Annotated in this window: 21 protein-coding genes; 15 read left to right on the top strand and 6 right to left on the bottom strand. The window is 68.9% G+C overall.

All coding sequences use genetic code 11. From position 1 onward, the window contains the following. Positions 1-9: 9 nt before the first annotated feature. Positions 10-513 carry a DUF2004 domain-containing protein gene (locus E6A26_RS08100; RefSeq protein ID WP_136610677.1) on the bottom strand — a complete coding sequence of 168 codons (504 nt, stop codon included), beginning with the start codon at positions 511-513 and terminating at the stop codon, positions 10-12. Between the two features lie 72 nt (positions 514-585). After that, positions 586-1,401, bottom strand: a complete 816-nt coding sequence (locus E6A26_RS08095) for a DUF72 domain-containing protein (RefSeq protein WP_136610676.1) — start codon at positions 1,399-1,401, stop codon at positions 586-588. Between the two features lie 52 nt (positions 1,402-1,453). Between E6A26_RS08095 and E6A26_RS08090 the strand changes: the two genes are divergently transcribed. Beyond that, complete coding sequence (locus tag E6A26_RS08090; RefSeq protein WP_234865214.1) at positions 1,454-2,902, top strand: aldehyde dehydrogenase family protein; 1,449 nt, start codon at positions 1,454-1,456, stop codon at positions 2,900-2,902. On the opposite strand, the gene E6A26_RS08085 is transcribed toward E6A26_RS08090, so the two are convergent. Continuing rightward, positions 2,853-3,791: a LysR family transcriptional regulator gene (locus E6A26_RS08085; RefSeq protein ID WP_136610674.1), complete on the bottom strand. Its 939-nt coding sequence runs from the start codon at positions 3,789-3,791 to the stop codon at positions 2,853-2,855. The genes E6A26_RS08090 and E6A26_RS08085 overlap by 50 nt on opposite strands. A 395-nt stretch (positions 3,792-4,186) precedes the next feature. Here E6A26_RS08085 and nrdH point away from each other — a divergent pair, with 395 nt between their 5' ends. From nrdH to E6A26_RS08060, 5 genes are all read left to right on the top strand, one after another. Beyond that, entirely contained in the window at positions 4,187-4,432 is a 246-nt protein-coding gene (nrdH, locus tag E6A26_RS08080) for a glutaredoxin-like protein NrdH (RefSeq protein WP_136610673.1), read from the top strand. 52 nt (positions 4,433-4,484) lie between these two features. Next, positions 4,485-4,955, top strand: coding sequence for a class Ib ribonucleoside-diphosphate reductase assembly flavoprotein NrdI (gene nrdI, locus E6A26_RS08075; RefSeq protein WP_136610730.1), 471 nt, complete (start codon positions 4,485-4,487; stop codon positions 4,953-4,955). Between the two features lie 20 nt (positions 4,956-4,975). Further along, positions 4,976-7,102, top strand: coding sequence for a class 1b ribonucleoside-diphosphate reductase subunit alpha (gene nrdE / locus E6A26_RS08070; RefSeq protein WP_136610729.1), 2,127 nt, complete (start codon positions 4,976-4,978; stop codon positions 7,100-7,102). 37 nt (positions 7,103-7,139) lie between these two features. Next, positions 7,140-8,117, top strand: coding sequence for a class 1b ribonucleoside-diphosphate reductase subunit beta (gene nrdF, locus E6A26_RS08065; protein WP_136610672.1), 978 nt, complete (start codon positions 7,140-7,142; stop codon positions 8,115-8,117). Positions 8,118-8,557: 440 nt separating this feature from the next. Continuing rightward, positions 8,558-9,967, top strand: a complete 1,410-nt coding sequence (locus tag E6A26_RS08060) for an IPT/TIG domain-containing protein (protein ID WP_168928700.1) — start codon at positions 8,558-8,560, stop codon at positions 9,965-9,967. Between the two features lie 181 nt (positions 9,968-10,148). Here E6A26_RS08060 and phnF read toward each other — a convergent pair whose 3' ends face one another. Then, entirely contained in the window at positions 10,149-10,889 is a 741-nt protein-coding gene (gene phnF / locus E6A26_RS08055; RefSeq protein WP_136610670.1) for a phosphonate metabolism transcriptional regulator PhnF, read from the bottom strand. Between the two features lie 137 nt (positions 10,890-11,026). Here phnF and phnG point away from each other — a divergent pair, with 137 nt between their 5' ends. The 9 genes from phnG to phnN are packed head-to-tail and all read left to right on the top strand — an operon-like array spanning position 11,027 to position 18,191. Beyond that, positions 11,027-11,521, top strand: coding sequence for a phosphonate C-P lyase system protein PhnG (gene phnG / locus E6A26_RS08050; RefSeq protein WP_268815270.1), 495 nt, complete (start codon positions 11,027-11,029; stop codon positions 11,519-11,521). Continuing rightward, complete coding sequence (phnH, locus tag E6A26_RS08045; protein ID WP_136610668.1) at positions 11,518-12,165, top strand: phosphonate C-P lyase system protein PhnH; 648 nt, start codon at positions 11,518-11,520, stop codon at positions 12,163-12,165. The genes phnG and phnH overlap by 4 nt, the downstream gene beginning before the upstream one ends. Further along, positions 12,150-13,214: a carbon-phosphorus lyase complex subunit PhnI gene (locus tag E6A26_RS08040; protein WP_136610667.1), complete on the top strand. Its 1,065-nt coding sequence runs from the start codon at positions 12,150-12,152 to the stop codon at positions 13,212-13,214. Before phnH ends, E6A26_RS08040 begins: the two co-directional genes overlap by 16 nt. Beyond that, a complete protein-coding gene (locus E6A26_RS08035; RefSeq protein ID WP_136610666.1) occupies positions 13,211-14,089 on the top strand; it encodes an alpha-D-ribose 1-methylphosphonate 5-phosphate C-P-lyase PhnJ in 879 nt (292 codons plus the stop codon). Before E6A26_RS08040 ends, E6A26_RS08035 begins: the two co-directional genes overlap by 4 nt. Further along, positions 14,086-14,889, top strand: coding sequence for a phosphonate C-P lyase system protein PhnK (phnK, locus tag E6A26_RS08030; protein WP_234865211.1), 804 nt, complete (start codon positions 14,086-14,088; stop codon positions 14,887-14,889). The genes E6A26_RS08035 and phnK overlap by 4 nt, the downstream gene beginning before the upstream one ends. A 2-nt stretch (positions 14,890-14,891) precedes the next feature. Beyond that, positions 14,892-15,617 (top strand): phosphonate C-P lyase system protein PhnL, encoded by a 726-nt coding sequence (phnL, locus tag E6A26_RS08025; protein ID WP_234865208.1) that lies wholly within the window; start codon positions 14,892-14,894, stop codon positions 15,615-15,617. Continuing rightward, entirely contained in the window at positions 15,614-16,411 is a 798-nt protein-coding gene (locus tag E6A26_RS08020; protein ID WP_136610664.1) for a DUF1045 domain-containing protein, read from the top strand. The genes phnL and E6A26_RS08020 overlap by 4 nt, the downstream gene beginning before the upstream one ends. Beyond that, the gene (locus E6A26_RS08015) at positions 16,408-17,598 is read left to right on the top strand and encodes an alpha-D-ribose 1-methylphosphonate 5-triphosphate diphosphatase (RefSeq protein ID WP_136610663.1); all 1,191 of its coding nucleotides are present in this window, start codon (positions 16,408-16,410) and stop codon (positions 17,596-17,598) included. The genes E6A26_RS08020 and E6A26_RS08015 overlap by 4 nt, the downstream gene beginning before the upstream one ends. Further along, entirely contained in the window at positions 17,595-18,191 is a 597-nt protein-coding gene (gene phnN, locus E6A26_RS08010) for a phosphonate metabolism protein/1,5-bisphosphokinase (PRPP-forming) PhnN (protein WP_211129032.1), read from the top strand. Before E6A26_RS08015 ends, phnN begins: the two co-directional genes overlap by 4 nt. A 13-nt stretch (positions 18,192-18,204) precedes the next feature. Here the strand turns inward: phnN and E6A26_RS08005 are convergent, their stop codons facing one another. Continuing rightward, a complete protein-coding gene (locus E6A26_RS08005; protein ID WP_234865206.1) occupies positions 18,205-19,941 on the bottom strand; it encodes a PhnE/PtxC family ABC transporter permease in 1,737 nt (578 codons plus the stop codon). Next, entirely contained in the window at positions 19,938-20,780 is an 843-nt protein-coding gene (gene phnC / locus E6A26_RS08000; protein WP_136610662.1) for a phosphonate ABC transporter ATP-binding protein, read from the bottom strand. The genes E6A26_RS08005 and phnC overlap by 4 nt, the downstream gene beginning before the upstream one ends. Positions 20,781-20,786: the final 6 nt, after the last annotated feature.

Here is a 20,786-nt window from a genome sequence, read left to right as displayed (position 1 = left end):
GGGAACGGGCTAGTCCCAGGAGACCTCGTCGTCGACCACGCCGTCCTCGTCGGCCGCCGCGACGAGCACCTCGTCGGTGAAGCCCTCGCCGAGCGTGAAGTCGAGAACGAAGTAGCGCTCCGGCTGGCCCGGGAAGATGCCCACCCGGGTGAGGCGCAGCGCGCGGACGAACGCGGCGTCGTCGACCGCGTCCTGCGTCTCGACCCCGAAAAGCTCGCGGATCTTTCCGTCGTTCAGGTTCTGGCAGTGGAAGTGCCTGTATTCGACCGCCGGCGATTCGCTGTCGCCGAGGTCCAGCGTGATGCGTTCCCGCGCGGCCTCAATGAGTTCGGGGAGGAACCGCAGGCGATAGTCGACCTTGTGGATGCACGATTCGTCCATCCGGTCGTGTTCGCCGAAGCTCAGGTCGAGATCGACCGGCACGCCGTCGTGATCGTAGCGGCCAGAGATGACCCGTTGCCCCGCCGGCGTGAGGGCGATTTCCCCAAAATGCCGGCTGACTGCCGTCTCCATGACTAAACGATAGCCCGGGCCCACTCGGCAGGCCAGCATGTCGGGCCGAGAGCGGTGACCCGACGCCAGCCGTCAGCCCAGCCGCTCGAGGAGGGCGACGGCGTCGTACGGCGCCCGCCCGTCGGCGTCGTTGTCGAAGTAGACGTAGGTGTCGAGGCCCTCGGCGAGCCAGTCCCGCACGCGCTTGGCCCACGCGTCGAGCGTCTCGGGCTGGTAGCCGCCGCCGTACAGCCGCGCCTCGCCGTGGAGGCGGACGTAGCGGAAATCGCCCGTCTCGTCATGCATCGTGGGCCATCTGCCAGCGCTGTCCGAGACCACCGTTGACACTCCGCGCTCGGCGAGGAAGGCGCGTGCCTCGGGCGTGTCGAAGCTTTCGTGGCGCGGCTCGAGCGCGTGGCGGAGCGGCGAACGGACGACGGCGGCCGTCACCGCCCGCTCGTCCGGCACCTTGTCGTCGTGGCCGCCCGCGAGGCGCGCGGCATCGGCGGTGGACCGGGGGAGGAGGTCGATGAAGTCCGTCAGGACGTCGCGATCGAACTCGAGCCGCTCGGGCAGCTGCCACAGGATCGGGCCGAGCTTCGTTCCGAGGGCCAGGACGCCGGAGGCGAAGAAGTTCGCGAGCGGCGTTTCGATGCCCCGCAGCTGCTTCATGTGCGTGATGAATCGGCCGCCTTTGACGGCGAAGACGAAGCCCTCGGTCGTCTCGTCCCGCCAGGCCTCGTAGGAGGAGGGGCGCTGGAGCGAGTAGAACGAGCCGTTGAGCTCGGCCGAGGGCAGGCGCTCGGACACGTAGTGGAGCTCGTCCTTCTGGCGCAGTCCCTTCGGATAGAAGTCGCCGCGCCAGCTCGCGTAGCGCCAGCCGGAGATGCCTACGAATGCCCTCGCCATCCTTCCAAGGGTAGGCCGCGACGCGGCACCCGGTGGGCGTTACCGTGTGAGGGTGATTCCGGTTCAGGCAGCCCAGACCGCCGTCGCCGCGGCCCGCGCGGCAGCTGCGTCCGGCCTGACGCGCCCGCTCGAGTGGCGGCGGCGCCAGCTGCTGGCCCTGCGCGCCATGCTCCGGGAGCGGCGCCGCGAGTTCGAAGCCGCGCTGGCCGACGACCTCGGCAAGAGCGGAACCGACGCGTGGCTCCATGAATTGGGCCTCGTCGCTGGGGAGGTCTCGCACGCCCTCGCCCATCTCGACGAGTGGACCAGGCCGCGCGCCGCGGAGGTTCCGGCGGCCCTCGCGCCGGCGGCGGCGTGGACGCGCGCGGAACCGCTCGGCGTCGTGCTCGTCCTCGGGCCGTGGAACTACCCGCTCATGCTCGCGCTCGCCCCCGCGGTCGGGGCGCTCGCGGCGGGGAATGCGGTGGTGATTAAGCCCAGCGAGCTCGCGCCGCGCACCAGCGCTGTGCTCTCGCGTTGGGTTCCCGAGTACCTCGACGGTGCCGTCTGGGTGGTCGAGGGCGGCCGCGAAGCCGCCGAGGCGCTCTTGGCGGAGCCGCTCGACCACGTGTTCTTCACCGGCGGGGAGTCAGCGGCGCGGGCCGTCGCGGCCGCCGCCGCCCGTCAGCTCACGCCGGTGACGCTCGAGCTCGGCGGCAAGTCCCCGGCTTACGTCGACGCGACGGTGCCGGCCGGCGCCGCGGCCCGACGGATCGCGTGGGGCAAGTTCCTCAACGGCGGCCAGACGTGCGTCGCGCCCGACTACGTGCTCGGGCCGCGCCCTGTGATCGACGCGCTCCTGGCGCCCCTGCAGGCGGCCATCGCGGGGCAGCTCGGCGATGGCCGAGGGCTGCGGATGGTCAATCACGCTCACTTCGATCGCGTGCTCGGCCTGCTCGCTGGCGAAGACGTGATCAGCGGCGGGCGGACAGACCGCGCGCGCCTCTGGATCGAGCCGACCCTCGTGCGGGCCCGGGCGGATTCGCCGCTCATGCAGGAGGAGATCTTCGGACCGGTCCTGCCGCTGCTCTCCGTTGACGACGAGGACGCGGCGTTCGCGCATCTGCGGGGGCGGCCCAAGCCGCTCGCGCTCTACGTCTTCAGCGAGTCCGCCGCGACGCGCAGGCGGTTCGAGCTGGAGACGAGCTCGGGCGCGCTCGCCTTCGGCGTTCCCGCGGCCCACCTCGGCATGCCGGGCCTGCCGTTCGGCGGTGTGGGGGCGAGCGGCATGGGCGCCTACCATGAGGAGCATTCCTTCCGGACGTTCTCCCACGTCAAGGCCGTGCTCGACAAGCCGCTTTCGCCCGACACGCTCGCGGTGGCCTACCCGCCGCATGGCCGGGTCAAGGACGCCATCCTTCGCTCTCTCGTGATGCCGATCGAGCCGCGGCTCCCCGCCGTGCCCGCGTGGCTCAGCGCCGCGCTGCGCCGGGGGCGCCGGGGGCGCCCGGGAGGCTCTTGAGCGTCTCGGCGACGAGGTCGAGGAAGAGTCCTGTCTGCGTGTCTGCGGCGCCTCCCGGGCGGAGCGCGAAGATGTTGCGGGCCAGGCGGATCTCGGGGACGTCGACCACCACGACCCCGGCGGGGCGCGAGCGGAGCGCGAGCTCCGGGATCAGTGCAGCGCCGAGCCCGGCCGAGGCGAGGCCGAGGCTCGCGTTGAAGTCGTCGCTGTAGACCACGACGCGCGGCTCGAGACCGCAGCTCGCGAACAGCCGGTCGATCACGGCCGCGTCGGCCGCCCCGGGGTGGTGGACGATCCACGGCATGCCGCTCAGCTGCGACGCCGTGACCTGCGCGCCGTCGGCGATGCCCCACGAGGCCGGGAGCACCACGCGGAAGGGATCGTCGCCGATCCACTGGCGGTCCATGGTGTGCGGCCAGGCGAGCCCGCTCTGCCCGACCTGGTAGACGAGGACGACGTCGAGCTCCCCTCCCGCGAGCAGCCCCCGAATCGTCTCGCCCGGCTCGGCGACGGAGACATGGAGGTCGAGGCCGAGGCGGCGCCAGGGCTCGCCGCGGACGACGGCGGGCAGCACGTACGTGGCGAGGCTCGGGAAGACCCCGAGGCGCAGGAGCCGGCCGGCGGCCTCAGCCGCGCGGGCCGTGGCCGCCTTGAGCGTGTCGATGTCGGTGAGCACCTTGGTCGCGTGGCGCGTCATGACGACGGCGGCCTCCGTAGGCGTCACGCTCTTGGCCGAGCGGAGGAAGAGCTGCACGCCCGTCTCGCGCTCAAGGGCGGCCATCTGCTGGGAGACGGCGGAGGCTGTGTAGCCGAGCCGCTGGGCCGCGGAGGCGAACGAGCCCTGGCGGACGACCTCGAGGAGCGTCTGGAGGTGGACAGGGTTCACCACGTGCGGGCTCCTCGGGCGGTCGGACTTGTTCGGGGAAGGGATCTCAGACTACGACACGCACGGCGGGTGCCGCCGCGCCGCGCGACACGCCGTGAGATGAACGACACGCAAAGTTTTTGAGTGTGCATCCGGCGTTCCACAGCCTGTGGATGACGAGGCACGAATGGCGGAATTTCGCGGGAGTCCGGGTGCGTTAACTGTGTAGGAAGTGTGGACTGTCAGCGCCAAGAATGACATACTTGTAAGACATCATCTTGGGGTCCACAATGGCACCCACCACTACATGTAGTGTGGAGAGCACGCCGGACAGTCCGATCCACTTGGGGAAGGCTGCGGCTCAAATGGGGGGCCCACAACGGGCCGAAGCCAGCAAGTCTTCCAGGAGGGAAGGAACCATGAACGTCACGGTCTACACGAAGCCTGCTTGCGTGCAGTGCAACGCGACATACCGTGCCCTCGACAAGAAGGGCATCGCCTACCAGAGCGTCGACGTCAGCCAGGACCCCGAGGCGCTTGAGCGTCTCAAGTCCATGGGCTACCTGCAGGCGCCCGTTGTCGTCACCGACGGTGGTCACTGGTCGGGCTTCCGCCCCGACAAGATCGAGGAACTCGCCCAGGCCTCGACCGCTTCGGTGGCCTGATCCGCCGTCGTCCGTCTCTCTCGCAGGGGGTGCTGAGGTGACCTCTCTGGTCATGGCCGCGGCGGGTGCCGCGGCGTCGGGCACGCAGCCCGAGCCCCGCCTCACCTCGAGCCGCCTCATCTACTTCTCTTCTGTTTCCGGCAACACCCACCGCTTCGTGGGCAAGCTGGGCCTCGACGCCGCGCGCATCCCGCTCCACCCGCACGAACCGCCGCTCCGGGCCACGGAGCCGTTCGTGCTCATCGTCCCGACGTATGGCGGGACCGGGGGAGCCGGATCGGTGCCGAAGCAGGTCATCAGGTTTCTCAACGATCCGCAGAACCGGTCCCTCATCCGGGGGGTCATCAGTGCGGGCAACACGAACTTCGGGGACAACTACTGCGCCGCGGGTGACATCGTCGCCGTCAAGTGCAAGGTCCCTCATCTCTATCGATTCGAGCTCATGGGCACGCCCGACGACGTGGCCCGGGTCGCCGAAGGATTGGACGCATTTTGGACACGACTGTCGCAGAACCCGCAGTAGCGGCCGCGGACGCCAAGGAAATGCCCGCGAAGTACAAGGGCTTGGGCTACCACGAGCTCAACGCGATGCTGAACCTGTACGGCGAGGACGGCAAGATCCAGTTCGAAGCCGACCGCTACGCCGCGCGTCAGTACTTCCTCCAGCACGTGAACACCAACACGGTGTTCTTCCACGACCTGGATGAGAAGCTCGAGTACCTGCTCAAGAACGACTACTACGAGCGCGAGACCCTCGACCAGTACACGATGAACTTCATCCGCGAGCTGTTCAGCCGCGCGTACAAGAAGAAGTTCCGGTTCGAGACGTTCCTCGGCGCGTTCAAGTTCTACACGTCGTACACGCTCAAGACCTTCGACGGCAAGCGATTCCTCGAGCGGTATGAGGATCGCGTGTGCATGGTCGCCCTCCACCTCGCGCGCGGTGACGAGCAGCTCGCAACCGAGATCATGGACGAGATCATCGCCGGCCGCTTCCAGCCCGCGACGCCGACGTTCCTCAACGCGGGCAAGAAGCAGCGCGGTGAGCTCGTCTCCTGCTTCCTCCTCCGCATCGAGGACAACATGGAGTCGATCGCCCGCGGCATCAACTCCGCTCTCCAGCTCTCGAAGCGCGGCGGCGGGGTGGCGCTCTCCCTGACGAACATCCGTGAGCACGGTGCCCCGATCAAGCAGATCGAGAACCAGTCCTCGGGCGTCATTCCGGTCATGAAGCTCCTCGAGGACTCCTTCTCCTACGCCAACCAGCTCGGTGCGCGCCAGGGCGCCGGCGCCGTGTACCTGCACGCGCACCACCCGGACATCTACCGCTTCCTCGACACGAAGCGTGAGAACGCGGATGAGAAGATCCGCATCAAGACGCTCTCCCTCGGCGTCGTGATCCCGGACATCACGTTCGAGCTCGCGAAGCGCAACGAGGACATGTACCTGTTCTCGCCGTACGACGTCGAGCGTGTGTACGGCATGCCGTTCTCCGACGTCTCGGTGACCGAGAAGTACTACGAGATGGTCGACGACTCGCGCATCAAGAAGACGAAGATCAATGCGCGCGAGTTCTTCCAGACCCTCGCCGAGATCCAGTTCGAGTCGGGCTACCCGTACATCATGTTCGAGGACACCGTGAACCGGGCCAACCCGGTGGCCGGCAAGGTGACCATGAGCAACCTGTGCTCGGAGATCCTGCAGGTTTCGTCGCCGTCGGTCTACCGCGAGGACCTGACCTACGCCGAGATCGGCAAGGACATCTCGTGCAACCTCGGGTCGATGAACATCGCCAAGACGATGGACTCCTCGAACTTCGGGCTGTCCATCGAGACGGCGATCCGTGCGCTCTCGGCGGTCTCCGACATGAGCGACATCCAGTCGGTGCCTTCCGTGGCGGAGGGCAACTCGAAGTCGCACGCAATCGGCCTCGGCCAGATGAACCTGCACGGCTACCTCGCTCGCGAGCGGGTGCACTATGGCTCGGAAGAGGGCCTCGACTTCACGAACATCTACTTCTACACCGTGCTGTTCCACGCGCTGCGGGCCTCCAACCTGCTCGCGCAGGAGCACGGGCAGGCGTTCGGCGGCTTCGAGAACTCCAAGTACGCGTCGGGGGAGTTCTTCGACAAGTACACCGAGCAGGAGTGGGCGCCGAAGACGGACCGCGTGCGCGAGATCTTCGCGGAAGCGAACGTCCACGTCCCCACGCAGGAGGACTGGCTCGCGCTCAAGGCCTCCGTCATGGAGCACGGCATCTACAACCAGAACCTTCAGGCCGTCCCGCCGACGGGCTCGATCAGCTACATCAACAACTCGACCTCGTCGATCCACCCGGTCGCGTCGAAGATCGAGATCCGCAAGGAAGGCAAGATCGGGCGCGTCTATTACCCGGCGCCTTACCTCACGAACGACAACCTGGAGTACTACCAGGACGCGTACGAGATCGGCTACGAGAAGATCATCGACACGTACGCCGCCGCGACCCAGCACGTGGACCAGGGGCTCTCGCTCACGCTGTTCTTCAAGGACACGGCAACGACGCGTGACATCAACAAGGCCCAGATCTACGCGTGGCGGAAGGGCATCAAGACGCTGTACTACATCCGGATCCGCCAGCTCGCGCTCGAGGGCACGGAGGTGGAGGGTTGCGTCAGCTGCATGCTGTAGTGATGGCTTTCTCTCTCTTCGTTCGAAAGGACCTCCCATGACCCCCGAGAAGCTCAAGCTCCTCGACCACGTCCAAGCGATCAACTGGAACCGCATCCAGGATGAGAAGGACGTCGAGGTGTGGAACCGCCTCGTGAACAACTTCTGGCTGCCCGAGAAGGTGCCGCTCTCCAACGACGTGCAGTCGTGGCACACCCTCACAGCGCAGGAGCAGCAGCTCACGATGCGCGTGTTCACGGGCCTCACGCTGCTGGACACGATCCAGGGGACCGTGGGCGCCGTGAGCCTGATCCCGGACGCGATCACTCCGCATGAGGAGGCCGTGTACACGAACATCGCGTTCATGGAGTCCGTCCACGCGAAGAGCTACTCGTCGATCTTCTCGACGCTGTGTTCGACCAAGGAGATCGACGACGCGTTCCGGTGGAGCCTCGAGAACGAGAACCTCCAGCGCAAGGCGCACATCGTCATGGACTACTACCGTGGCGACGAGCCGCTCAAGCGCAAGGTGGCCTCGACCCTGCTCGAGAGCTTCCTCTTCTACTCGGGCTTCTACCTGCCGATGTACTGGTCCTCGCGGGCCAAGCTCACGAACACCGCTGACCTCATCCGGCTCATCATCCGCGACGAGGCCGTGCACGGCTACTACATCGGCTACAAGTTCCAGAAGGGCCTCGAGAAGGTCTCGGAGGAGAAGCGCCAGGAGATCAAGGACTACACGTTCGAGCTGCTCTTCGAGCTGTACGAGAACGAGGTCCAGTACACGCACGACCTCTACGACCCGGTGGGGCTGTCCGAGGACGTCAAGAAGTTCCTGCACTACAACGCCAACAAGGCGCTCATGAACCTCGGCTACGAGGCCATGTTCCCCTCGTCGGTGACGGACGTGAATCCGGCGATCCTCTCGGCGCTGTCGCCCAACGCGGACGAGAACCACGACTTCTTCTCGGGGTCGGGGTCGAGCTACGTCATTGGCAAGGCCGTGAACACGGAGGACGAGGACTGGGCGTTCTAGAGCCCAGCCCCCCCCGGATCTAGCCCGGGCCCGTCAGGGCTGGTGGGAGGCCCGGACCCGCAGGTTTCTGCAGGTCCGGGCCTCTTTTCGTGCCTCTGTCCGATGGACAGAGGAGAGCACAGATGAACATCAGTACCCGTTCGGCGTGGCACGCGCTTGGCGCCTCCCGGCCGCATCGGGCAGTCGTCGGGCCGCAGGCGAAGCGGGAGAGGAGGCGCCTGACAGCGTGGGATCATTCCTGCATGGACGGCGACATCCCTGAAGTGACGGCCCTGGCAATCAACGTCGCGATTCCCGAGGCACTGCGCTGGATCTGCGGCGTCGGCCGGCCCGTGCGATAGATTTTGCCGGGGCTTAAGCGGAGTCCCTCACGAGACGGGGGAAGCATGCGACGTCACGATGGAAGACCAAGCTCCCGAAATGGCCTTCGCTTGGCCGCCGTGATTGCCACCGCAGCCATCGTCCTGAGCGGGTCGAGTGTCGCCGCTTTCGCGAGCCCGGCGGACTCGTCATCGAATGCCCGGTTCGCCGGAGGCATAGGAGCGAATCTCGGTATCGAGCTCGCGATTGGCCAGGTGGGCGCGAATGTCCAAAGCGCGACGCCGCTCGTCTCGGCCCTGAGCCCTGGTCGGGGCTCGGAGGCCGGCGGCACGATCGTGACGGTCTCGGGCTCCAACCTCATAGGGGCGACGGCGGTCACTGTTGACGGGAGGGCGTACTCCCCGGCCACGGGACCCGCTCCCTCCGCTGGACAGTTCGCGGCCAACGCTGATGGAACGCTCACGTTCGTCACCCTCGCGCATCCCGCGGCGACTGTCGGCGTCACTGTGACCACCCCGCAGGGAACTTCCGCACCGGCGAGCTTCAGCTTCCTGCCGGTCCAGGCCCAGGTGGCCTACGGTGGGATCTGGCTGGCGCCGAGCGCAGGGCCCGTCGCGGGAGGCCAGGCCGTGACCATCACGGGGGACCAATACCTCAACGGGGTTGGAGTGAGCAAGGTCGTGTTCGGTGGCAAGGTCTACACGCCAACATATGGGTCCCTCGACGGATCGCACTTCGTCTTGGGGGACGGCACACTGACGCTCGTCACGGCGCCGCACGCGGCCGGATCCGTCGACGTCGTCGTCAGCACCTTCGACGGAAGGTCGGCCGCCGCTGCTTATACGTATGTCGCGGCGCCTGCCAACCTGGCTTTGGCGCCGGACGCCGGCTCCGTTGCCGGTGGGCAGCCGGTGACTGTTTCGGGCACGGGTCTGGGATCGGCGACGTCCCTCGACTGGGGCGGGACGGCCCTGGCTCCCGGTGCCACGGCCGATGCGTCGCACTTTGCGGTGAACGGGAACGGGACGCTCACGGTATCGACGCCGGCGCACGCGGCGGGTCCGATCTCCGTGACCGTCACCAACCCCGGCGGGACCAGTGCGCCCGCGGCCTACACGTATGCCGGGGCTCCCGCCATCACGGGGATCAACCCGGGCACCGGACCGGTGGACGGCGGGAACCCGGTCGTGATCACCGGGAGCGCTCTGACCGGCGCCACCGAGGTGAGCGTCGACGGGGCCCCGGTGGCATTCACGGTGACCAATGATCGGACGATCTCCCTCACGATGCCCGCGCACGCGGCGGGCCGGGCAGTCGTCGTCGTGACTGGCCCGGGCGGGACCTCGGCACCCGTTGGCTATGCCTACCAGGAGGCGCCGTCCGGGAATGCCTCGGCCGCCCCGGCGGGGCCGACGGCGCTGGCGGCGACCGGCGAGGACTTTCCGCTCGGCATCGCCCTCACGGGCCTCGGTCTGCTCCTCGCAGGAGCAGGGCTGGTCCTGTTCGCGCGCCAGCGCCAGAATCGCTGACCCAAGCGCAATTCCAAAGGCACTCGATGAGCCAGAGGAATCGCAAGCCCGAGCAACGGAATTCTCGCTTCCACACCGAGGCCGACGCGGAACTGGAGTAAGACGCCGAGCTGGACGAGGATCGAGCTGGACGAGGATCGAGCTGGACGAGGATGGGGATGCGCGCGAGTGCGACCGTCAGTCAGACTGAGGTCGAATGCTCGACGTCGAGTTCGACACGTGAGGCGGCGAAGCGTGTGATGCCGAGTTGGAGCGGGGTGCCGCCGGGCAGGGCGTCGAGCGCTCGCACCACGAGGACCACCGAGCCCGCCGGGAGCAGCAGCTCGGCGGCCTCCTCCGCCGTCGCATGTCGGCCGCCCACGGTGGTGGACACGCGCACGTAGTCCTCGATGCCCAGTGCTCGCAGTGCCCCTGTGATCGTGCCCTCGGCTTTGAAGTGCTCGGGAAGCCGTGGCACGAACTCGGCCACGTACCACTGGGTGACGCGTGATATCGGGACGCCGTTGACCGAGCGGATCGACTCGAGCCGGAGCGCCGAGCGGCCGCTCAGCTGTAGGCGCTCGGCGATGTGCGCAGGCGGCTCCGGCTCGAGGGCCCAGTCGAGCAGCCGCGCAGAAGCCTTCCCGCTCTTCCCGAGGCTGTCGCTCAGTCGGGTGCGCGTGCCGATGCGGTGCACGAGCACGGTGTGGTCGGCCACGAAGGTCCCGCTGCCGCGGCGGGAGACCACGAGCTGTTCGGCCGTCAGGGCGGCGATGGCCTGCCGGACCGTGTTCCGGTGCACGCCGAAGCGCTCTGCGAGATCGTTCTCGGAGGGCAGCTTCGTGCCGGGAGCGCTCGCTCCGTCGACGATTTGGCGGCGCAGCTCTTCGGCGATGAGCCGCCACGTGGAGTACCCGCTGGGCGACCGGCTCTGCATTGTCATCTCGTAGTCACCCTATCGGAACGGTCTCATTGGTTTCCCCGATGTTCCCTCACATGTTCCCGGATTGTTCACTTACGGAGCGCAGCTCGCAGGTAACGTGAAGTTATCTAGAGATCTAGACAACTTCGGAGGACGGCGTGCAGCCACAGACCATAGAGCCAAGGCCACCCAGTGGGGCCACCCAGCAGCGACAGAGCTGGATGCGGACCCTTGCTACAGCGAGCGCGCACGCACTGAGGACAGCCTGGGCCGACTGGACTCCCCGGCCTGCAGTCGAGCCGATCCGCGGTCCCGAGGCGGGCCTGGTGATGGTGCGGAGTCGCATCGACGCGGGCGGCGCACGCTTCAACCTCGGAGAGGCGACCGTAACGCGAGCAACCGTCCGACTCCATGGCGAGCCGCTCGCAGCCGATGCGGTGGGCAGCGCCTACGTGCTCGGAACCGACCTCGAGCACGCGCGCCTCGCGGCGATCTTCGACGGCCTCCTGTGCGACGAGGGCCAGCGAGCACGCGTCATGGCCGAGGTCGTTGTGCCCCTGCAGCGAGAACAGGCCGAGCGGGACGCAGCCCGGCACGCCGAGGCGCGCAGCACACTCGTCGACTTCTTCACGGTCTCCCGGGAGCACGAGTGACGAGCACGGCGGGCAACGCGCCCGCGATCCCGGCCCCGGGCTTCAGCGACGCCACGCGAGACGCCCAGCGGGCGTTCCGCGCTATCCTCGACGCCCTCTCCCACCCGACCCAGCGCTACCCTCTCAACGGGCCAGCCCACCCGCCGGCCGCGCTCGGCAGCGGCCTCGCCGCCGTCGCCCTCACGGTCCTCGACGAGGACTCCACGGTCTGGCTCGGTGGCGCGCTCGACGACCGGGAGGTCGCCGCGTGGCTCGACTTCCACACGGGTGCGCGCCGGGTCGGCGCGGCCTCCGCGGACTTCGTGTTCGCGGCGCCTGCGTCGCTGCCTGCGCTCGGATCGCTGCGGCTCGGCACCGACGAAGCGCCACACCTGTCGACGACGGCGGTGCTCGACGTGCGCGGGTGCCAAGGCATGGGGAGCTTCACGGCGGAAGGCCCTGGCATCAACGGCTCCACGACCTTCAATGCGCCGTGGGCCGACGGCAGGTTCGCCGAGCAGTGGCGAGCCAACACCGCGGTCTTCCCGCGCGGCGTCGACCTTCTGCTCGTCGACGCCGACGAGATCTCGGCGCTGCCGCGCACCACGCGGCTCGCGCCTGCACCCACCGACGGACAGGAGGCCGAGCAATGTACGTCGCGGTGAAGGGCGGCGAGAAAGCGATCGCCAACGCCCACGCCCTGCTGGCGAAGGAAGGGCGCGGCGACGAGCGGATCCCGCGCATCGAACACGGCGCGGTCGGCGGCCAGTTGGCGGTGCTCGTGGCTCGCGTCATGAACGAGGGCTCGCTGTACGATCCGGAGCTCGCGGCGCGTGCCATCGTTCAGGCGCAGGGCGATGTGCTCGAGGCAGTCACGCTCGTGCGCTCATACCGCACCACGCTGCACCGCTTCGGCTACACGCTGCCGGTCGACACGGCGCAGCTTCCGCCCCAGCGGCGCGTCTCGGCCACCTTCAAGGACCTGCCGGGCGGGCAGCAGCTGGGCGCGACCTTCGACTACACCCACCGGCTCTTCGCGGATCGCGGCAGCGAGGGTCCCGCAGCGGCCGCTACGAACGACGACGAGGCGATGCCGCGCGTCGCCGACCTCCTTGGCACCGAGGCACTCATGGAACCCGAGCGGCCCGAGGGCTTCGACGATCCCGAGCCCGCCGACCTGACCCGCGAGCCGACCATCTTCCCGATGAGCCGGGCCGAGCGCCTCCAGGCGCTCGCCCGGGGCGACGAGGGATTCCTTCTCGGTCTCGCGTATTCGACCCAGCGCGGCTTCGGGCGTACCCACCCGTTCGCAGGGGAGATCCGCGTCGGCGAGGTCGAGGTCGAGTTCGATGCCCCCGAGCTGGGTTTCGCCGTGCCGCTCGGGCGCGTCGAAGTGACCGAGTGCCAGATGATCAATCAGTTCACGGGGAACGCCGAGACTCCCGCCCAGTTCACGCGCGGGTACGGTCTGGTCTTCGGTCGGGCCGAACGCAAGGCGATGTCGATGTCGCTCGTCGACCGTGCCCTGAGGGCCGACGAGTTCGGCGAGCGCATCGTGGCCCCCGCGCAGGACGAGGAGTTCGTGATCCAGCACTCAGACAACGTTCAAGCCACGGGATTCGTCGAGCACCTCAAGCTCCCGCATTACGTCGACTTCCAGGCGGAGCTCGGCTTGGTACGGAAACTGAACGCGGAACGGCAGGAGAAGGCATGAGCACCGCGCTGCCCGGCTACAACGTCGGCTATCTCGACGAGCAGACCAAGCGGATGATCCGCCGCGCACTGCTCAAGGCGGTCGCAATCCCCGGATTCCAGGTGCCGTTCGCCTCGCGCGAGGTCCCAATGCCGCGAGGCTGGGGAACCGGCGGGGTGCAAGTGACGGCGTCGATCATCGGCGGAGACGACGTCCTCAAGGTCATCGACCAGGGCGCGGACGACACGACCAACGCCGTCTCCATCCGGTCCTTCTTCGCGAAGGTGACGGGCGCGAGCACCACGACGTGCACCGAGGACGCCACCATCATCCAGACCCGCCACCGCATCCCCGAGGCCGTGCTGAGGGAAGGGCAGATCATGGTCTACCAGGTCCCGATCCCCGAGCCGCTGCGCTTCCTCGAGCCGCGAGAGGCCGAGACGCGCCGCATGCACGCACTCGAGGAGTACGGCCTGATCTACGTGAAGCTCTACGAGGACATCGCCAAGTACGGCCACATCGCCACGACGTACGCCTATCCGGTCATGGTCAACGGTCGCTACCTTATGGACCCCTCGCCCACGCCGAGCTTCGACAACCCGAAGCTCCACCAGAGCCCTGCGCTGCACCTGTACGGCGCGGGCCGCGAGAAGCGCATCTACGCGGTGCCGCCATATACCGACGTCGTGAGCCTCGGGTTCGAAGACCACCCGTTCGAGCCGCAGCGCTTCGAGCAGCCTTGCGCCGTCTGCGGCTCAACCGGCGTGTATCTCGACGAAATCATTACCGACGACGCCGGCGGCGTCATGTACGCGTGCTCCGACACCGACCACTGCGAGCGCGCCGCGGCCCTCGCCTCCGCCCACATCGACGACCTAGAGGAGGCGCGGGCGTGACGCTCGAGCAACTGCATTTCGAACCCGACCGACGGCCTCTGCTCGAGGTGCGGGGAGCGGGGCACAGCTACGGCGAGCGCTACGGCTGCCGGGACGTGAGCTTCGAGCTCTGGCCAGGGGAGGTGCTCGCCGTCGTCGGCGAGTCCGGCTCGGGCAAGTCGACGCTCCTTGGCATGCTGTCGCAGCGCCTCAAGCTCAGTGAGGGGAGCGTCCGCTACCGCCTCGGCGACGGCGACGTCGTCGAACTTTCCGAGCTCAGCGAAAGCCGCGTGCGCAGGCTGTGGCGCACCGAGTGGGGGTTTGTCCACCAGAACGCAGCCGACGGCCTCCGCATGCATGTGAGCGCCGGCGGCAATGTCGGCGAGCCGCTCATGGCCACGGGGTGGCGGCACTACGGCAAAATCCGTGCGGCCGCGGCGGAGTGGCTCGCGCGCGTCGAGATCCCTGCCGACCGCATCGACGACGCGCCCGCGACATTCTCAGGGGGCATGCGCCAGAGGCTGCAGATCGCTCGGAACCTCGTTGTCTCGCCGCGGCTCGTCTTCATGGACGAGCCGACGAGCGGCCTCGACGTCTCGGTCCAGGCGCGCCTTCTGGACCTGATCCGAAGCCTCGTCGCCGAGCTGGGCCTCGCCGTCGTCATCGTGACGCACGACCTCGCCGTCGCCCGCCTGATCTCCCACCGCACGCTCGTCATGAAGGACGGGCGAGTGGTCGAGTCGGGCCTCACAGACCGCGTGCTCGACGACCCGCAAGCGGCATACACGCAACTTCTCGTTTCCTCGATTCTGCAAGGATGACCGTGACACGCATCAGCCCAGTCGGGGCGACCCTCGCGGTCTCCGGCGTCGACAAAACCTTCACCATGCATCTACAGGACGGAAAGCAGCTCCCCGTGCTGCGCGGCGTGAGCTTCGACGTGCACGCGGGCGAATGCGTTGTCCTCGGCGGCACGTCGGGCGCCGGCAAGAGCTCGATCCTGAAAATGGTCTACGGGAACTACGCGGCCGATCGCGGGAGCGTCGTGGTGAACGTCGGCGAACCGGTCGACATCGCGGCCGCAGACCCGCGGCAGGTGCTCGCCGCTCGCCGGGAGGCGATGGGCTACGTGAGCCAGTTCCTGCGCTGCGTGCCGCGGGTCCCGGCCATCCACGTGGTGGCCGAGCCCCTCGTGGAGCGCGGGGTGAGCATCGACGAGGCACTCGACCGTGCCGCCGCCCTGCTGACGCGGCTTGCAATCCCCGCGCGCCTCTGGTCGCTGCCGCCCGCCACGTTCTCAGGCGGCGAGCAGCAGCGGGTCAACATCGCGCGCGGCTTCATCACCGAACTGCCGCTCCTGCTGCTCGACGAGCCGACCGCCTCCCTCGACGCGCGGAACCGGGACGTCGTCGTCGAGCTCATCGCCGACAAGCGCGCACGAGGAGTGGCGATGCTCGGGATCTTCCACGACGCCGAGGTGCGCGAACGGGTCGCGGACCGGGTCATCGACGTCGAGCTCTTCGCGCCGGTCCTCGAGGCGACGGCGTGAACGGGCGGGTCGCCATCTACGCGGTGCCCGGGACGACGACGGACGACGGCGCGGGCTCGCCGCTGCGGGAGGCCGCTTCGCTGTTGCGGGTGCGGGCGGAGGCTTGGCTCGGCCGGAGCGTCGGGGGCGCGCCGGTTGCCGTGGCGGCGCCTGAGGGCTGGACGCGCGAGGCCGTCGACGAGATCACGGTGGACGCCCGCCGCTACGGCTTCCACGGGACGCTCAAGGCGCCCTTCCGCCTGGCGGACGGGCGGACCCTCGGCGAGCTTGAGGCCGCCGTCGCGCGCTTCGCCGCCGCGCGTCCTTCGGTGTCCCTGCCCGAGCTGGCCCTGGCCCGCATCGGTCAGTTCTTCTCCCTCGTGCCCGGCGCTCCCGCCGCGCCGCTCAACGCGCTCGCCGCCGACGTCGTCATGGCCTTCGACGGGTTCCGCGCCCCGCCAAACGCCGCCGAGCTCGCCCGCCGCAACCCGGGCGCGATGAGTGTCCGGCAGCGCGAACTGTTCGAGCGCTGGGGCTATCCGTACGTGCTCGACGAGTTCCGCTTCCACCTCACGCTCACCGACTGCATCGAGCCGCGGCGCCACGCCGAGATCGAGGCCGTCCTCGGCGAGTGGTTCGCCGATTGCCTGGGCGAGGCGATCCCGATCGAGGCTCTCGCCATCTTCACCGAGACGGAGCCCGGGGCGCCGTTCGAGCTTCACTCGTTGCATCCGCTTGGGCCACCGTCTGCCGTCCCTAGCACCGAACTCGCCCTCGACAACGCGTCCGCCGCCTTCGCAGAAAGAACCTCATGAGCCGCGAAACCGTCCTCAGCAACTCCCGCCTCGTGCTCGCCGACGAGGTGGTGCACGGCTCCGTCCTGATCCGCGACGGTGTGATCGCCGATGTCCAGGCCGGCACTGCCCTCACAGTCGGCACCGCCCGCGCCGGCGAAGACCTCGAAGGCGACTACCTCATGCCGGGTCTCGTGGAACTGCACACCGATCATCTCGAGGCGCACATCCAGCCGCGGCCGGGCACCCATTGGGACCCCGTGCCCGCGGTGCTCGCGCATGACGCGCAGGTCAGCGGCGCCGGGGTGACGACGGTCTTCGACGCCGTGCGCATCGGCTCAATGGACGGGCGCGAGCACGACAGCACCGCGCTCGCGAGGGAGATCGCAGAGGCGATCGGCTACGCCGCGGCGGCCGAGATGACGCGCGCCGAGCACTTCATCCACGTGCGCTGCGAAGTCGCCGCTCCCCGCACGGTCAGCGAGTTCGAGTCGCTCAACGAGGTCGCCGGGGTTCGGCTCGCCTCCCTCATGGACCACACGCCGGGGCAGCGCCAGTACGCCAATGTGGAGGCGTTCCGAACCTACATGGTCGGCAAGGGCAAGCTCACGAACGAGATGTTCCTGCCCTACGTCGACGAGCTCAAGAAGGTCGCCGAGGTGCACTCCGTGCCGAACCGGGCCGAGATCGCGCGCCTCGCGAGGGAGCGTGGCATTGCGCTGGCGGCCCACGACGACGCGACGGTCGAGCACGTCGACGAGTCGGCAGGCTTCGGCGTCCTCATCTCGGAGTTCCCGACGACGCGCGTCGCCGCGCAGGCCGCCCGCGAGCGCGGACAGCTCATCGTCATGGGCGCGCCGAACATCATGCGCGGCGGCTCGCAGTCCGGGAACGTGGCCGCGACCGAACTGCTCGAGGCCGGCCTGCTCGACATCCTCTCGTCCGACTACGTGCCCGCGAGCCCGCTCCAGGCGGTGTTCCTGCTCGAGGCCGAGGGCGCGTTGCCGCTGCACGAAGGCGCCAAGCTCGTCGCGTCGAACCCGGCGCGCGCCGTCGGCCTCGACGACCGCGGCACCATTGAAGCGGGCCGCCGCGCCGATCTGGTGCGCGTGCGCGCCCACGACCTGCCGGCGCACCCGAAACGGCCTCGGGGCCACCGTGTGCCCGTCGTCCGCGCCGTGTGGCGCGAAGGCGCTCGGGTCTCGTGAGCGGCGAGCGGCGCCCGGTGCTGCCCGTGCAGAACCGCGTGGACACCGTGGGCCCGGGGGCGTTCCTCGCCGTCGTCGGCGCGAGCGGCGTGGGCAAGGACGCGCTCCTCTCCTACGCCCGCGAGCGCCTCGACGAGGGCGCCGTGCGCTTCCCGCGCCGCGTCATCACGCGGCCGGCGGGCGCGGGCGAGGACCACGAGCCGATCGGCGAGGCGGAGTTCGCAGAGGCCTGCGAGCGCAACGCCTTCGCCGTGTGGTGGCGCGCCCACGGGCTCGGCTACGGCATTCCGGCGGCGGTCGACGGCGACATCCTCGCCGGCCGCGCCGTCGTCGCCAACGTCTCGCGTGGTGTGCTCGGCGCGCTCGCCGTGCGCTACGAGCGGTTCGTCGTCGTGCGGGTGACGCTCTCCGACGACGTGCGGGCGCAGCGCCTGCGCGGCCGTGGACGCGAGGCGCCGCACGATATCGCGCAGCGCCTCGCGCGCGTCGACCCCGCGCCCCACCACCCGGTGGACGTCGAGATCCGCAATGACGGCACTCTCGCCGAGGGCGGCCAGGCACTCGTCACAGCGATCCTGCGGGCGCGCACGTAGCGGCAGCGAACCGTCAGCGGAACACGCGCCGCATCCAGGCGGCGACGCCCTCGACTGCGAGCACCGTGACGATCACCATGAGCACGAGTGTCGTGACCTGGCCGTGCAGCGTGAGCACTGTCGAGGCGTTCGTCAGGTAAAAGCCGATCCCGCTGCCGCCGACAATGCCGAGGATCGTGGCCGAGCGGATATTCGTGTCGACGAGGTACAGCGAGTTGCCGATGAGCGACGGCAATCCCTGCGGCCAGGTCGCGGCGAGGTAGCGCTGCGCCCGGCTTGCGCCCGCGGCCGTGAGGGCGCGCTCCGGGCCGTTCGGCACTTCCTCGAACGAGTCGGCGATGAGCTTCCCGAGCAGGCCAATGCCGCCGAACGCGAGGGCAACGACGCCCGCCTGGTTCCCGAGGCCCGTCACCATGATGAGGAAGATCGCGAGAACGAGCTCGGGGACGCCGCGGAAGATCACGAGGATGACGCGGAACGTGTTCCGGACTCCGCCGCTCGGGGCCACGTTGCGGGCCGCGAGCGAGCCGAAGACCAGGGAGAACACGAGCGAAAGCAAGGCCGCGGCAAACGCCACTTGGATGGTCACGAGCATGGCCTGCGCGAAGTCGGCGAAGGAATACGAGCCCAGGTCCGGCGGCCAGAAGCTCTCGATCGTACGGGGAACGAACTGCCACTGCACCTGGGAGAAGTCGATGTCAGTGAGGAACCACGCAGCGACGACGACAAGAAGGCCCGTGGCGGTCCAGCTCGTGTCGCGCACGCGGTCGCGGGTCCACGGGCGGCGCAGCATCCGGTGCACATCGACCTCGCCGCGAGGGGCCACTCGCTGGGCCGGGGCGGGCCGGTTCTTCGTCGCCGCGCGCACGATCCGGTCGCCGAGTCCCCTGCCAAGGGGCTGCACACCGAGCAGATTGCGCCTGATCGTCGAGGAGACGATCTCGAGGACCACGCACATCACGAAGATGACGCACGCGATCCCGAGGCCCCGACCGTAGCCGGTGGGGAACTCCGCGAACGCGACCTTCATGGCGTAGCCGAGGCCGCCGACGCCCGCATAGCCGAGGATCGCCGAGCCGCGCAGGTTGATGTCGAAACGATGCAGCGCGGTCGCGATCCACGAGGGCAGGACCTGAGGGAACACCCCGGACCAGAACTCCTGCGCGCGCGAGCCGCCAGCGGCGCGGATCGCGAGGCGCGGGCCGTCGTCGGAATTCTCAATCGCGTCGGCGAACAGCTTCGAGATCATGCCGATCGAGTGGATGCCCAGGGCGAAGATGCCGGGGAGCGGGCTCCCGAGCGCAAAAGTGAGCGAGAACGCGAGGGCTAGGACCACATCGGGCACGGCGCGCGTGATGACGCCGATCGCGCGTCCGACCGGGCGCAACCACGGCGCCGGGGTCGTGTTGGCCGCGGCGAGCAAGGCGACCGGAATCGAGATGAGCGAGGCGGCGAGCGTGCCCAGCACCACGATGCCGAACGTGATGCCGATCAGGCTGAAGAGGTCCTCCGGTCCAGGGAGGCTGATCGGGCCCATCCGGGAAAACACCTTGACGGCGATATTCCAGCTGGACTGGATGTTCCCCCACGAGAAGTCGAGCATCGAGAGCGACCAGACCGAGAAGATCAGCATCGCCACGAGGACGACGACGGCGCACGCGCGCTCCGCCGGGAAGGCGCGCCGTGGAGCGCGGGCCGCGACGTCCTCCGCCGACCCCGCGGACGGCCCGGCGACGTCGAGCGCGGTCAACGGATGCCGTCCGTTGCCTGTGCGGCGAACTCCGCATCCCTGAGCTCGCTCTCGATCGCGCTCAGCTCCGCGGTCGAGGTGGCGACCCGGCCGTAGATCTCCATGACCTGGCTCTTGGAGAGGCCCATGGCGGGCGTGTCGAGAACGACCTCCCCGTGGCGCAGCCCGACGATGCGGTCGCCCCAGCCAAGGGCGAGGTCGACTTGGTGCAGGCTGCACACGACTGTCAGTCCGTCGTCGGCCGCGATCTCGCGGATGAGTCGCATGACCTGCGCGCTGGATTCGGGGTCGAGGCTCGCCACGGGCTCGTCGGCGAGCAGGATCTCGGGGCTCTGCATGAGGGCGCGGGCAATCGCGACGCGCTGCTGCTGGCCGCCCGAGAGCTGGTCGGCGCGCTCGTACGCCTTCTCCAGCATGCCGACCCGGTCGAGGTGGGTCAGCGCGGCGAGCTTGAGCTGCTTCGGGTAGGCCCAGAGCCCGAGGCGCGGGCCCTTCAGCCGGGCGAGCGCCCCGGTCAGCACGTTCTCGAGCACCGTGAGCGACGGCACGAGCTCGAACTGCTGGAAGATCATGGCGACGCGGGCGCGCACGCGGCGCAGCTCGTGCGCCTTCAGCTTGGGGAGGCTGCGGCCGAGAACCTCGACGTCGCCTCGCGTCGGCAGCTCGAGCCCGTCGAGGTGACGCAGCAGCGTCGACTTGCCCGAGCCCGAGAGACCGAGCAGCACGACGACCTCCCCGCGTTCGACCGTGAGGTCGACGCCGCTCAGCGCCCGCGTGGAACCGAAATCCTTGCTGACGCCGGAGAGGCGGATCACGGGAGAGATCGTCGTGCTGTTCATGGCTGT

This window comes from Sinomonas albida (genome assembly GCF_004919045.1).
GTDB classification, from domain to species: domain Bacteria; phylum Actinomycetota; class Actinomycetes; order Actinomycetales; family Micrococcaceae; genus Sinomonas; species Sinomonas albida.
Note: the sequence above shows the minus strand (reverse complement) of the source record. Positions and strands in the feature narration are given on the sequence as shown.

Bases quoted from the DNA above. Each gene is read 5' to 3' on its own strand.
- E6A26_RS08100 (WP_136610677.1), bottom strand. From the start codon at position 513: ATGGAGACGGCAGTCAGCCGGCATTTTGGGGAAATCGCCCTCACGCCG.
- E6A26_RS08095 (WP_136610676.1), bottom strand. From the start codon at position 1,401: ATGGCGAGGGCATTCGTAGGCATCTCCGGCTGGCGCTACGCGAGCTGG.
- nrdH (WP_136610673.1), top strand. From the start codon at position 4,187: ATGAACGTCACGGTCTACACGAAGCCTGCTTGCGTGCAGTGCAACGCG.
- nrdI (WP_136610730.1), top strand. From the start codon at position 4,485: ATGGCCGCGGCGGGTGCCGCGGCGTCGGGCACGCAGCCCGAGCCCCGC.
- nrdE (WP_136610729.1), top strand. From the start codon at position 4,976: ATGCCCGCGAAGTACAAGGGCTTGGGCTACCACGAGCTCAACGCGATG.
- nrdF (WP_136610672.1), top strand. From the start codon at position 7,140: ATGACCCCCGAGAAGCTCAAGCTCCTCGACCACGTCCAAGCGATCAAC.
- phnF (WP_136610670.1), bottom strand. From the start codon at position 10,889: ATGACAATGCAGAGCCGGTCGCCCAGCGGGTACTCCACGTGGCGGCTC.
- E6A26_RS08040 (WP_136610667.1), top strand. From the start codon at position 12,150: ATGTACGTCGCGGTGAAGGGCGGCGAGAAAGCGATCGCCAACGCCCAC.
- E6A26_RS08035 (WP_136610666.1), top strand. From the start codon at position 13,211: ATGAGCACCGCGCTGCCCGGCTACAACGTCGGCTATCTCGACGAGCAG.
- E6A26_RS08015 (WP_136610663.1), top strand. From the start codon at position 16,408: ATGAGCCGCGAAACCGTCCTCAGCAACTCCCGCCTCGTGCTCGCCGAC.
- phnC (WP_136610662.1), bottom strand. From the start codon at position 20,780: ATGAACAGCACGACGATCTCTCCCGTGATCCGCCTCTCCGGCGTCAGC.